This window comes from Anaerocolumna sp. AGMB13025, assembly GCF_029689925.1.
Classification (GTDB): Bacteria; Bacillota; Clostridia; order Lachnospirales; family Lachnospiraceae; genus Anaerocolumna.
In genome coordinates, this window is the sequence record NZ_CP121445.1 from 4,290,090 (window position 1) to 4,303,551 (window position 13,462).

A 13,462-nucleotide genomic window follows, 5' to 3' on the forward strand; every position below is an offset into this window, starting at 1 on the left:
ATATAATTTCCATTGTAAATTATACCACTTGGAGGATTTTATGAGATACGGTACAAAAAAGCAGCAGACTCTTTTACTTATCATCGTGTGTTTATTCTGGTTCGCCCAATACGTATACATACCATTTCAGACCACCTATCTGACAGCCAGACAGGTCTCGGAAGCTTATATCGGCGGAATTCTGGGAGCTTACGGCATAGCTCAGCTGGTTATGCGCCTTCCGGTTGGTGTATTGGCAGATTCCGTAGGAAAACATAAACTATTCATTTTAACAGGTACCGTTGCTGCCGGCATAGCCTCTTTGCTCCGGATTAGTATGCCAGGCGGTACCGGATTTTTTATCGCTAACTTATTATCTGGTTTTGCCTCATCCATGTGGATTTCCTTCATGGTTATGTTTACCGGATTTTTCCCTTTGGAACAACAGCAGAAAGCTACCAGCAGAATCATATTATTTAACAACCTGGGTATCCTGCTTGGTTTTATCAGCAGTACCTATTTTTATAAATTCTATGGCATGTCTTTTTTATGTCTGCTAAGTATTGCCTCCGCCTTTGCAGCAACAATACTTACTCTGTTTATAACCGATGTCAAGGCAAAAGTGGGTCGCAGTTTCATATTCACTCTTAAGGACTCCCTTGGCATCTGTTCTAATAAAAGACTGCTGCTGTTCTCTGTCCTTGCGCTGATACAACAGGGGATACAGATGTCTTCAACCATGTCTTTTACCACTCAGATATTAAAGAATCTTGGAGCTTCCACTTTATTAATCGGACTCTCCTCGATTATATATATGTTGTCTGCGGTCACCTTTTCCGCTCTGGCTTCCTTTCCGTGTTTCACAAAGAAAGGACCTGCGTTCTGGATTCCTGGTGTATTTATCCTTCTTGGGGCTTACTGTTTTCTTATTCCCTTGGTAACTCCTTATGCTCTTATATTAAGTTTACAGCTGCTTCCAGGTTTAGCTACAGGTATCCTATTCTCCTATATTACCTCAGAAGCCATGAAAGGAATAAAACCACAGGTTAAATCAACTGCCATGGGTTTTTATCAAGCAGTATATGCTATCGGCATGACACTGGTACCACTCTTTACCGGTAATGTCGTTAGCAGGTTCTCCATGAAAACCGCCTACTTTTACCTGGCAGGACTTGCAGCAGCAGGATGTATCATATCCCTTATTTATTACCGCAGGTCCCGCAGGCATCCACAGCCACAGAATCATATTTAGTAATAGTCATTACCATGTGCATCGGCAAAAATCTGATAATCTCCCATTCGTATAATCTGTTCAATCGCACAAAAAGAGTTTAGTTTTTCCTCCAGAGCATTATCGGTATCCCAGGGAAGTCTGCCAAACTTCCCTCTGGGTTTATAGATGCAAATACCGGTACCAAGGGGGGCATACTCCGGAAATACCAGTATGGGTGATACTATTTTATATAGAAATCCAAGTCTGTTAATCAGCTCCAATTCCTGTCCCGTAAAATACAGATGACAGATAATGTCCAAAAAAGATTCATACCGGTAATGGAGAAGCTTGTAATTTGCGCGAAAGATTTTATCACCCGATCTTGGAGCTCCAAAGGTATATAAAATAATATTAGCCTTTACCTGCTGCTGCAGGATTTTAGCCATAAGGGGTGCCATGCCGCCGCCTTTGCTATGTCCCGTAATATAAATAACAGGAGTTCCTCCTGCTTGTTCTTTCCTATTGAGAAGTTCCCTGGTCTTATCAATCAGTGCATCTTTGATACTTAAGACCGCCTCCATAAAACCAAGATGGACATTGCCAGGTCCGTAAGGTTCAAAGGGGACCTGCATGGCCAGAAAGTTATTCATCCAATCCAGGAAATTTCCTATCTCCGTATCATTGCCGTCGGTTCCCCGAAGTGCTATGATAATACCAACCTTGGAGACTCCTACTAAGCCGGCATGAATGCTTTCTATTCCACCGGTATAAGAATATAAATCACCTGTAAATTCTGCCTTTTGATAGCAGTTTCCCTCTTCTCCATTGTATTGATAATCAATTCCGGTTTTATAATCCTCCGGAAGTTTTCCGTCTACAATACGAAAGGCCAGCTTTGATGCTGCCCACATAATATGTTTCATGTCCTCGCTCATTGTCTCACCCTTTTATTTATAAAAACCTGTTAAGGTTATGGTAACCCTGGCATTGGTCCAAGCAGGGCTTGTTATATAGCCAACTGCCAGCAAAGAAACTTTTTTATGAATCTGAAAGGAAAATGTCCTGGACTGACTGCCGATAAGTTCTGTCCATAAAATCCTGCCGTTTTCTTGTATCTCTCCGTTGGATATCAGGGTCAGCATGCATCCGGTTTCACTTTTTTCATATCCTTTTATGTAAATTTCACACTTTTCCCATAACTTATCACCATATAAACATAAATTGTCAATATGGCTGACTTCCTGGGTCGTAGTATTCCAGGTTACCGTTTCACTTTTATATTGTTCCGATGGGTCGTAAGTACAGGTTAAATAGATATAACCTCCCCCTTTTAGAAATCCAGGGGCTTTCAGCTGACCGGTTACATCAATGCTGCACACTTTCTCAATTTTTCGCTCTATCACTCTAATTTCATCTTTTTTTAAACTGAACTCCTCTTTGGCAATTAACGCTCCATCTTCTTTTATCTCAATGGTGAAACTCTGGTTATTGTAAATTCCCCGCACTTCCACCAGACAGCTATCCCATTTCTTATCTCCCGGAAAATGCAGATCACTTATATTAGCCGCACTGTTGGTTTCCTCTTCCCAATAAGCATTTACTGAGTTATAACCTGTATTAAGAATACCAAGCCCTTTTCTTGTCCCTTTCTCCCTGTAATTAATCTGGGATTCCTTAAGGAAAAACTCCTGATCCACATCAATCAAGGAGTAATTCCCATGACTTCCCGATAAAATAAATACTGCACAGCCCTCTGGACTTAAATCCAATGGAATAATCTCCCCCACTTCGGTACAGTCAGTAATGAGATTCTCACAATAGACCACCAGAATAACCAGGTTGTTATCCCCTCTTGCCTGAACCTGAAAAGTATCGGTAGTTCCTTCCAGGCGATAAAGCGCTTCTCCAATTGTATACCCCTGGTATTCTGTAATTTCAGATTCCCATTCCACATAGATAGAAGCCGTATTATCTGCTTTAACCCTATCCGGTAAGGGAAAGGTCAGTAGCTCATAGGAATGACTAGTAGTCTTTACCCAATCGTATGGGGTACTATTTACTAATTTTAAAAATCTTCCCTGTTTCAAAAGCATTGCTCCTTACAAAACCCTCCAGTAACAGACCCTGAAACTATAAACCTAAGGGATTTTTATAAATGGCTTATAGAGGTCTTACTGTTTGGTAATCCATATATTTAATAGTATGCAGGATTTATTATACTCATTACAAGATTGCCCGGAACAAAAGAGGCTGCTGCAAATTATATGGTAATTGTTCCTGTAAACAACACAGTTATTTTTACCAGCTTTCTGCAGCCGCCTCTCCTGGATGATTATTCCTATCTTATGAAATGAATCAAATTTTCTTTTCATACAGATAAAACAGTCCCTTACGGAAATTAGTCTCACCAACTTTAACATACTCTTGTTTTTCATACATCCGAATGGCATACGGGTTTAATGGAAATGCATCCAGCCTTATGGATTCAACCCCCATATCCTTTAGCATGCTTTCCATTCGTCTCAAAGTCCTGCCGCCATATCCCTTGTTCTGGAATTGGGGGTTGACACAGAATCTGTGGAGGACAACAAAGGTCTTGTCACTGTATTTCCAGCTTCCGTCTATGTACCCGTCATCATATTCTCGGTTTATAACAAATACTGCAGCAATATCCTTCTCCGTCACAGCCAGATACATTTGCTCTTTTTCGATATCCTCTTTCAATATCTCTTCATTCGGGTACAGCTCGTCCCACTGTGGTATATTATTCTCGTTCATAACGAAAATAGCATTCTTGAAGATATCAACTATGTTCTTAAGTTCCTCCCGTTGTGCCTTTCTGATAACTAATTCCTTACTATACTTCTCCAAAAAAAACCACTTCCCTTCCAATTATCTTTATGTTTATTCCTAAATCCCTATCCAAAGGATAAACCAATATCTTCAAATATGTGAATTATACTCCCGCTTACATATAAACTTGTTATCTTTCAAAATTCATTTATTTTACTTAACACTCCCTTGTCCATTTTACATAAAAAGAGCATTTACAATCAGGTATTGTGATTCATCACTCAAAACATCAGATAACTTTACATGAAATAAATACCATCTTAATTTTTTCTTGATTTTATTTACATTAAAGTAATAATAAGGTAAACTAATATACATATTAGAGTTACTGTTAAAAACTGCTTATTACGAATCAGTATTTATAGGTATGACTTTAAACAAGAATATAAAATGGACAAAAGTACTAGTCTGGTAGACAAGGGCAGTACTGCGAGAGGAATTATAATGAACAAAAAATTTATTTTTATGTTAACACTGTTTTTTTCGTTTTTTCTATTATTTCAACAGCCAATTCAAGCCAAAGCAGCTTTGGAGGATAGGGTAGTTTCAGCCAATCCAGGTGATTCTACAGCAAAACTGCAGACGCTTCTCGATACTAATAAAAACGGCGAATATAATTTAACCATACAGATTCCAGCCGGACGCTATGAACTGAAAAATGAACTGATTATATACAGCAACACAACAATTCTAGCCGATGCCAATGCACGGTTTAATAAGAATCATCAAAAAGGCGCCATGATAACAAATGACCTGACCTATGATAAAGGAGGTTACGACACCGCGGTCAATATAACCATAAAGGGCGGGATCTGGGACTCTTCTCTTATTGCCGGTAAGAATAAAGGAACGGAAAGTTTTCGTTTTATCCATGGCACCAATATTACAATTAAGGATGCCACCATAAGCAATGTACCGGAGAACAGTCACCTTATCACCTTTGCAGGTGTTAAAGACAGTGTCATCGATAATTGTAAGTTATACGGTTACGTAGGTACTAATCCAAAAGAAGCAATCCAGCTGGATATTGTACATGACAGTGTACGTGTACCCTCTATGCAGGCCTCTAGTATCCGGTATGACGATCTGCCCTGTGACGGAATAAAGATAACCAATAATGAAATCTATGATTTTCCCCGTGCAATCGGTTCACATACCTCCATTAAAGGTGTTTTTCATAAAAATGTAGAGATCTCAAAGAATACATTACATGACATTACAGAGGCAGCCATAAAACTTTATAATTACCAGAATGCTACGGTAGATGATAATGTCATCTACAACGCCGGAGTAGGTGTCTTAGCATATACTTATCTCGGCAATCAGCAGAACCACTACCTAAATGCCTTAAAACGCACGAAAAAAGAACCTCTTCCGACAGACTATAATATTGAAATTAAAAATAATAGAATTTCTAATATATCAGCTTTAAAATCCGGCTCCAATGCTTCCTGGGGACAGGCAATCCGTACCATTGGCTGTAAAACAAGACCTTTATCCGGTGTTTTGGTTGAGAATAATACGATTATTAATACCGATCAGCAAGGAATTTTAATGCAGCGTTCCCCCAACTGCACCGTCAAAAATAATACCTTAAAAGCAACCTCCAACACCGGTATTTATCTCATATATGGATCCAACTACACAGAAGTTACCGACAATATACTCACTCAGACCGGTAACTCTACGTCTAGTCCATCCGGTGGAATTGGGTTATTCCAGTCAACAGATGCCCTGGTTTCAAAGAATACTATTACTTCTCCTGGAAAAGATGGAATCTTTCTCCTTGATAAAAGCAAAACCTGCTCCATAACTGAGAATACCATCTCCTCCGCCAAAAACAGTGCTATTGCAGTATATGACCAGAGCAATGAAAGTACGTTAACAGACAATGAGATAAAGGATTACTATAATTACGGAATTTATACTAGTAAAATCAGCTCAGCAATCATAAAAACCAATAATATCTATGGAAAATACGGAGTGAGCAAAGATGGTATCAATATAAATGGAAATAATGCATCGAAAAGCAACTTTACTCTGGAAGAGAATTACATAAAAACAGCCACACGCTACGGGATTTATATCAGCAATGCCCCAAAATCTTATGTGGGCAGCAACACCATATTAGATATAACAAAGAATGCAATTTATTTGGATCAGGGCAGCGACGGCAGTAAAATATATTATAATATCATTACCTATGTGGATAATACCATTACCCGGTATAATAGAATTAAAACGATTAACTGTAAAGCGGTCTTACGTTATGAGAATATAATCTACAAGGTATGATACATCTTAATTAACATAGTTCATAACCCAGCTTATCCAGGGATCCTTTCGCAGTTCTGCCGTCTTATCCGATAGAGGATAAGCGGTCGGATAAGTAGAAGTTTCCAGTTCCACATCTGGTTTGGTACCGTAAACCTCGTTAACCGTGCCATCCTGATTATAGGACATATCTGTCTCAAAAGCAAACATAATTCCGCTTTCCGGCAGTGCAAAGGGCACCGAGTTCAATAAGGTAGCCATGCCTCCCTGGGTATTGCTTCCTACTATTGTGGCCAGTTTCATGTCTTTTACTGCTCCTGCAAAATCCTCAGCTGCAGAAAAACAATCATGATCAACAAGAAGATATACCTTACCGTCAAAAGGAAAGGTATTCTTTGGATAAAAGACTCTTGTTACCTTAAAAGTAAACATGTCCCTGCCATATGGATTATCAGATCTTATCCTCTTTGCACTGACGAAACCGGAGTTCTTATGAAACAGTCCCCCTCCTGTTGCTTTAAAGATGTTAAGTTCCATTTTGTAGTCTTCAAAATATTTCTTAGATAAGGATACTTCTCTTTCATCGTATGTAACTTCTTTCATCAGGGGCTCAACGAAAACCTTCTTCCAATAATCCGTATTACCTCCGTTGTTTCCTCTGATATCGATGATGAGCTTATTATATCTGCCGCCTGAAGCCTTCATAAAATCCTGAATGATGTTATAATCCGAATGATAATCCCCTGGAAAATAATATACTCTGATATATCCGGTTGTATCATTTAATTCTCGGCAGAACATACTGTTATATGGGTTATTATCCATTCGGGTATCTAATTTATAGCCAAACCTTTTTACGATAGGGCTAGCCACCAACTTGCCCCCCGGTAACTTAAATTCTACCTCCCATTCCGTTTTACCATCTTCATTATCTACAAGGAAGGGATTACTGATATACACCTTATCCTTAAAGCTGTCAAAACGAAGCCAGTGTTTATTCTGGAGGGATTTTACATAACCATCCGTATCCTGTCCGTTCACTCGGGTAATCTGGGTACCTGCCTGAAGAAACAGATCTTTCAGATAATAGTCCTTTTGTAGATAATATCCTCCGTTGTTATATTGAATAGCGAGATCAGAATAGGTCCCCACCGTAGTCTGAAATAAAAGATTATTCCAATACTCTGTTTTATTGAAATCTTCTTTTTTTAGTTTTAATAATGCTCTGTAACTAAAAGTATTAAAAACTTCTGCTTCCTCTTTCGAAAGAACATATTCGTGACCTGTTTGATGGATTCTCTGCAAATATTCATTCACCAGTTTAATAAACTCCGTATTGTCTTTTGTTTTCCCGGCCCGTACAATATATTCCTCCTTTACAGCTTTAAAATCCTCTAAACCTTTTACCTTAACATTTACCCTCCCAAAGGGATAATAATTCCCAGCAAGCTTTGTTAAATACCTAAAATCTGCTTTTTTCTGCTCTGCTGTAAGTTCCTTTACGGAAGTCTGCTCATTCTTTACCCATACATGCTGGGTAATCAATTGTGTTACTATAAAAAGTACAAGTATGCCTGCTATTCCGGCAAGGAATATTCCAATACCCTTTCCAAACATTCTAAATACAGTTTTCCTATATTTTCCCCTATTAACACTCATATAGTACCTCACACTATAGTATTTACCTGGTAATTGCAAAACTATTTAGTTTTCTGAATATACCCTGCTATGAATACGAATTTCATAGTTTCAGTTGTCCTCTGGGCAAGATTCAGTTCTGTAACAATTGCCCTCCAGATCTTTCCACACAAATTCCTTTTCTACTATCATATAACTATGAGCACTGTTCTCCTTTGGAATCGATACCGAACCTGGATTCATATAGATAAACTCTTCCATTCTGTCACATTTCGGTATATGAGTATGCCCATTCAGCAGAATATCACCTTTTTTCAGCATGGGTCTGTCGACCGGATTGAATTTATGTCCATGAGTGGCAAAAATCATACGGTTCTCAAGATAAAAGATAGCATATTCCGCCATAATCGGGAATTCCAGAACCATTTGATCCACCTCTGTATCACAGTTGCCTCTTACGCATAAGATTTCTTCTTTTATATTATTTAACATTTCAATTACTTTCCCGGGATCATATTCCTTTGGCAGAGCATTTCTTGGACCATGATATAATAAATCCCCAAGCAGCAGCAGTTTATCCGGTTTCTCCCGGTAAAATGCTTCCATTAATTTGCTGCAATAATAAGCAGATCCATGTATATCGGATGCAATCATTAACTTCATAAATACCTCTTTTCTCTCATCTGTATGATATAGTTTCAATTTTTAATAAACTGTTTATAAACCATTGTTCTGGCAAAGTGCTTTCAGTACTTCTATGAATTTTTTAACAGTTACTGACAGATATTTATTCTTATTATATATAAGGCTGTAAGGATACGCAATATTAACATCGGATAATTTAAGTTCCTTTATAAGTTCCATTTCAATTTCATGTTTAACCGCATAATAAGGCATTATTGATATGCCCAGGTCTGCCATAACAGCATATTTTATTGCGTCGATACTGCCAAAGTACATACTAATATTTTCAGGGACATTGAATTCGTTCATTATTTTTTTGTAATAGGTGTATAATTGAGACGTCTTATTATGAACTACAAAATCAGCCTCGGACAAATCGGAAGTATCTATATATTCTTTTTCCGTTAATTTATTCTTGGGAGAGGCTGCAAAAACCAGCCTGTCATCAATTAATTTTTCTACATATATGTTGTTATTATACTGGCAGCTGCCTCCGTTAATGGCAACATCGAGAGTTCCGTTTTCTATTAAAAAGGTGATTTCAGAAGTGTCAGCTATATGAAGGTTTACAGTTACCGCTGGATACAGCTTTTTCATTTGACCGATAACATTTGGAAGGATATACGTACCTGGTGTATTGCTGCCACCTAAATTAATTGTTCCGCCAATCACATCCTTTTGATATGCTATATAATTTTCCATTTCGTCGATAATCAAAAATATTTTCTTCGTATAAGCATAAAGCATCTCTCCGTCTTCACTTAGACATAACTTATTACCTAATCTATAAAACAGCTTTAGCCCTGTTTGATTTTCCAGTCTTTTAACCTGGATGGAAAGTGCCGGCTGGCTGATATGAAGTTTTTCTGATGCTTTTTTATAGCTGGTATACTTAGCAACCGTATTAAATATTTCTAAATAATGTAGATCCATGTTCATTCACCTTGTTTGTTTATTTTTTGACAAATAATGACTTGCGTTAATTTTTGTTTATCCGACACATTTATTATATATATTCGCATTGAATAAATATTCGGTATATAATGTATAAGGACGAAAATTTGATTTTTACGGAAAAAGGAGGTTACCAGGATGCCAACAGCTATCTCAATTCCATTGGAAGTCTTTGGACTAGGTTTTGTTATTTCAATGGGTATTTCATTTGTAATTAAATTATTACTGGATGCTATTAAGTTTTTTTCAAAAGACCCTATCGATAACGAAGGCTAACCGATTGAATTATAGCATAATAATCAGAAGAAAGACAGGTGTTTCTTATTAATATTTTAGATTTATTTCAGGGAATTGGTACAATGTTTTCACAGGAGCCCAAAATTGTTATATTTCGAATTCTTCTTATTATACTGGGTATCCTGCTCGTTTATCTTGGAGCGAAAAAGGTTTTAGAACCCTTAATCATGATTCCGATGGGTTTTGGTATGTCAGCAGTTAACGCCGGTGTCCTGTTTTTAGAAGCTGGCAAAATAGGTAATCTCTTTATTGATCCTATGGCTACCAAGACAGATTCGCTCATGAATATTTTACAAATTGATTTTCTTCAGCCGATTTATACCTTTACCTTCAGCAATGGCTTAATTGCCTGCCTGGTATTTATGGGAATCGGCGTAATTACAGATATCGGCATGGTTCTGGCACATCCCTTTATCGGTATGGTCATCGCTATGTTTGCAGAACTTGGTACTGTAGCTACTTTTCCCATTGCTAAACTTATGGGCTTTACAGACGGCGAAGCCGCCGCCGTATCCATTATTGGCGGTGCAGATGGTCCTATGGTACTCTTTACCTCACTTACTCTGGCAAAAGATTTATTTGTACCTATTACCATCGTGGCTTACCTGTATCTGAGTTTAACTTATGGAGGGTATCCATTCCTGATCCGGTTACTGATTCCAAAAAGCTTGCGTGGACAGGTTATTAAACACAAATCAGAGAAAGTTGCCCGTATAACCTCTAAAGAAAAACTTGTGTTTGCAGTTGTAGGCAATACACTTTTGTGTCTTTTATTTCCAGTTGCAGCACCTTTGTTCTTAAGCTTTTTTATTGGAATAGCCATCAGAGAGTCAGGTCTTGAAAAATATACTGCATTAATTGAAAATATATTCTTATATGCTTCAACTTTCTTTTTAGGATTAATGTTAGGAGTTTTGTGTGATGCAAATACAATCCTGGATCCTAAAATCCTTAAATTATTATTGCTTGGCATGCTAGCATTACTGCTGTCTGGTATCGGTGGAATTATTGGAGGATACATAATCTATCTGTGCTCCGGCAAGAATTTCAATCCTGTTATCGGTATCGCAGGAGTATCCTGTGTACCAACCACTGCTAAGGTAGCTCAAAAGGAAGTATCTAAAGCCAACAAAATGAGTTTCGTAATGGAATATGCTCTTAGTGCTAATATCTGCGGAGTTATCACCACTGCTATCCTCACCGGTATTTACGTTACCCTGATTGCTCATTAGAAATGATGCAATATTATTAGCTCCGTTTTATTATGTCCGGTGTCTGTGCCGGACATTTTTAATTTATAGACTAACTATGTCAAGTAGTTAGTCTATAAATTAAAAAGCCTTCCAGGCAGGATGCGCATCACGCACTTAAGGAAGATTGTCACTGTCGTGACAGCGCGTCAGCGCTAGAGTCTGGCGAGCCAGATTCTTTGTTCTTCTATAGAAGAGTTCTCTGAACCATCCGGAAAATAAAATAGCACTCCATGTTTACGAAACCTGTATTCACGAAAACAACCCCATAGTACTAATAACTAAGGGGTTGTCCGATTTTATCAATATCGATTTGTATTTATCTATAATGCACTGTTTCCGCGTTCTTTCGTCCTGATTCTGATACAGTCCAGGACATCTGATACAAATATTTTTCCATCTCCGAATTCTCCGGTTTCAGCTACAGATATTATAGTATCAATAATTTCTTCCAATCTCTCATCAGGAACAATTATTTTAATCTCGATTTTTGATAAGGTATTCATGATAATGGTATTGCCTCTGACATATTCGGTAAAACCATATTGTTTTCCACAGCCAAATACCTGATTTATCGTAATACCATTAATTTTCATTTTAAGCAAAACATCTTTAAGGGGTTCTAACTTTTCCGGTCTAATAATAGCTTCAATCTTTTTCATGCAAACTCCTATCCGCGTGTCAGACACGCTATTAAATGGTATAATACTAGAATTGTCTATTAATCCAAACCTGTAAATGAGGGATAAGCCAGTTCGCTGTGTTCCGTTAAATCAAGTCCCTGTGCTTCCTGCTCTTTCGTTACCCTGATTGTCATAAATTTCTTTAGTACAAATAAGATAACAAAGGTGGCAACTGCCGCAAACGCTATCGTAATTACAATACTAATAATCTGAACTACGAAAAGTTTTGTACTTCCAAAGAACAGTCCATCCCACTGGGCTACTGAATTAATGGATTTTTGCGTAAATAAGCCCGTTGCAATACCGCCCCAAATACCACCGATACCGTGACAACCAAAGGCATCCAAAGCATCGTCATATCCGAATTTAGCTTTTACTTTTGTCATAGTAAAATAACAAATCGGGCTAACCAAGGCACCAATGATAAGAGATGCCCAGATCGGGACAAAACCTGCGCCTGGTGTAATTGCTACCAGACCTACAACTGCACCAGTTGCCGCACCTAATACAGTTGGCTTTCCATGAATCACTTTTTCTAAGAGCATCCAGGAAAGTAATGCCATCGCAGCAGATGTATTCGTAGTAAGTATTGCATGGACTGCTAAACCGTCAGCTGCCAAAGCACTTCCACCGTTAAAACCAAACCACCCGAACCACAAAAGACCTGCACCGATTATTACAAAAGGTATGTTATGAGGTTTGTAGGAAACAACTCCGTACTCTCTTCGCTTTCCTAACATGATACAGGCAACCAGACCAGATACACCAGAACTGATATGTACTACATTACCTCCGGCAAAGTCTACAGAGCCAAGATTTCTTAAGAAACCGCCATCTCCCCATACCATATGTGCCAAAGGATAATAAACAATTACCGACCAGCAGATAATAAATATGAATAAGGCTTTAAATTTCATACGTCCTGCAATTGATCCACAGATCAACGCTGGAGTAATAATTGCGAACATCATCTGAAATGCTGCAAATAAGGTTTCTGGAATTGTACCAGAATAGGCTGCGTTAGGCTCTGAGCCTACTCCGTTAAAAAATGCATGACTTAAATCGCCTATCACACCACCGTGATCTGCTCCAAAAGATAAGGAATATCCAATTGCAATCCATAATATCGAACCTACTCCACAGATGAAAAAACATGACATCAACGTATTCAAAGCATTTTTTCTTCTCTCCATCCCTGCGTAAAACAATGCCAACCCCGGAGTCATAAGAAATACAAATGCTGTGCTCATTATTACAAATGCGCTGTTTGCTAAACTAATCTCCATAATACATGCAACCCTCTCTATGCTTTTTAGTAAAAAAAATAGACGATTTATCCTTATGCGTATGCATAAAGATAGATCGCCTTTGACATAGAGTATTATATCTGAAATTTTTGAAAAGTCAATTAAATTTTTATCATTTTCTTTAAATTTTTTATCATTTTACTTCTTTAAATTTTTCATCCTATTACTACTTTAAATTTTTATTATTTTACTCCATAAATTTTTATTATTTTGTTACATAAATTTTTATTATTTTACTACATAAATTTTTCATTATTTTACTACATAAATTTTTCATTATTTTACTAGTGAATTTTTCATTTTTCTTCTTACGAAATGTACATGAGACGA

The 13,462-nt window shown here is 37.6% G+C and carries 12 protein-coding genes; 4 read left to right on the top strand and 8 right to left on the bottom strand.

Translation table 11 applies throughout. The features are described from left to right. Positions 1-40: 40 nt before the first annotated feature. Entirely contained in the window at positions 41-1,231 is a 1,191-nt protein-coding gene (locus QA584_RS17900; protein WP_278270455.1) for an MFS transporter, read from the top strand. Here QA584_RS17900 and QA584_RS17905 read toward each other — a convergent pair. From QA584_RS17905 to QA584_RS17915, 3 genes are all read right to left on the bottom strand, one after another. Further along, on the bottom strand, positions 1,228-2,127 hold the full coding sequence (locus QA584_RS17905; RefSeq protein WP_278270456.1) for a lipase family protein: 900 nt from the start codon (positions 2,125-2,127) through the stop codon (positions 1,228-1,230). The genes QA584_RS17900 and QA584_RS17905 overlap by 4 nt on opposite strands. Positions 2,128-2,139: 12 nt before the next feature. Beyond that, positions 2,140-3,279 (bottom strand): hypothetical protein, encoded by a 1,140-nt coding sequence (locus QA584_RS17910; RefSeq protein WP_278270457.1) that lies wholly within the window; start codon positions 3,277-3,279, stop codon positions 2,140-2,142. 268 nt (positions 3,280-3,547) lie between these two features. Continuing rightward, positions 3,548-4,063, bottom strand: coding sequence for a GNAT family N-acetyltransferase (locus QA584_RS17915; protein WP_278270458.1), 516 nt, complete (start codon positions 4,061-4,063; stop codon positions 3,548-3,550). Positions 4,064-4,489: 426 nt separating this feature from the next. On the opposite strand from QA584_RS17915, the gene QA584_RS17920 reads away from it, so the two are divergent. Further along, positions 4,490-6,340, top strand: coding sequence for a right-handed parallel beta-helix repeat-containing protein (locus QA584_RS17920; RefSeq protein ID WP_278270459.1), 1,851 nt, complete (start codon positions 4,490-4,492; stop codon positions 6,338-6,340). A 6-nt stretch (positions 6,341-6,346) separates the two neighbouring features. Here QA584_RS17920 and QA584_RS17925 read toward each other — a convergent pair whose 3' ends face one another. The 3 genes from QA584_RS17925 to QA584_RS17935 all read right to left on the bottom strand — a co-directional run bounded on the left by QA584_RS17925 (position 6,347) and on the right by QA584_RS17935 (position 9,574). After that, a complete protein-coding gene (locus QA584_RS17925) occupies positions 6,347-7,978 on the bottom strand; it encodes a S41 family peptidase (protein WP_278270460.1) in 1,632 nt (543 codons plus the stop codon). Positions 7,979-8,068: 90 nt separating this feature from the next. Further along, positions 8,069-8,620: a phosphodiesterase gene (gene yfcE, locus QA584_RS17930; protein WP_278270461.1), complete on the bottom strand. Its 552-nt coding sequence runs from the start codon at positions 8,618-8,620 to the stop codon at positions 8,069-8,071. Positions 8,621-8,674: 54 nt separating this feature from the next. Beyond that, positions 8,675-9,574, bottom strand: coding sequence for a LysR family transcriptional regulator (locus tag QA584_RS17935; protein WP_278270462.1), 900 nt, complete (start codon positions 9,572-9,574; stop codon positions 8,675-8,677). Between the two features lie 159 nt (positions 9,575-9,733). On the opposite strand from QA584_RS17935, the gene QA584_RS17940 reads away from it, so the two are divergent. After that, positions 9,734-9,871 carry a hypothetical protein gene (locus QA584_RS17940; RefSeq protein ID WP_278270463.1) on the top strand — a complete coding sequence of 46 codons (138 nt, stop codon included), beginning with the start codon at positions 9,734-9,736 and terminating at the stop codon, positions 9,869-9,871. An 83-nt stretch (positions 9,872-9,954) separates the two neighbouring features. Beyond that, positions 9,955-11,124: a sodium ion-translocating decarboxylase subunit beta gene (locus tag QA584_RS17945; RefSeq protein WP_278270464.1), complete on the top strand. Its 1,170-nt coding sequence runs from the start codon at positions 9,955-9,957 to the stop codon at positions 11,122-11,124. Between the two features lie 341 nt (positions 11,125-11,465). On the opposite strand, the gene QA584_RS17950 is transcribed toward QA584_RS17945, so the two are convergent. Beyond that, a complete protein-coding gene (locus tag QA584_RS17950) occupies positions 11,466-11,804 on the bottom strand; it encodes a P-II family nitrogen regulator (RefSeq protein WP_278270465.1) in 339 nt (112 codons plus the stop codon). A 59-nt stretch (positions 11,805-11,863) separates the two neighbouring features. Then, on the bottom strand, positions 11,864-13,111 hold the full coding sequence (locus QA584_RS17955; RefSeq protein ID WP_278270466.1) for an ammonium transporter: 1,248 nt from the start codon (positions 13,109-13,111) through the stop codon (positions 11,864-11,866). Positions 13,112-13,462 lie beyond the last annotated feature (351 nt).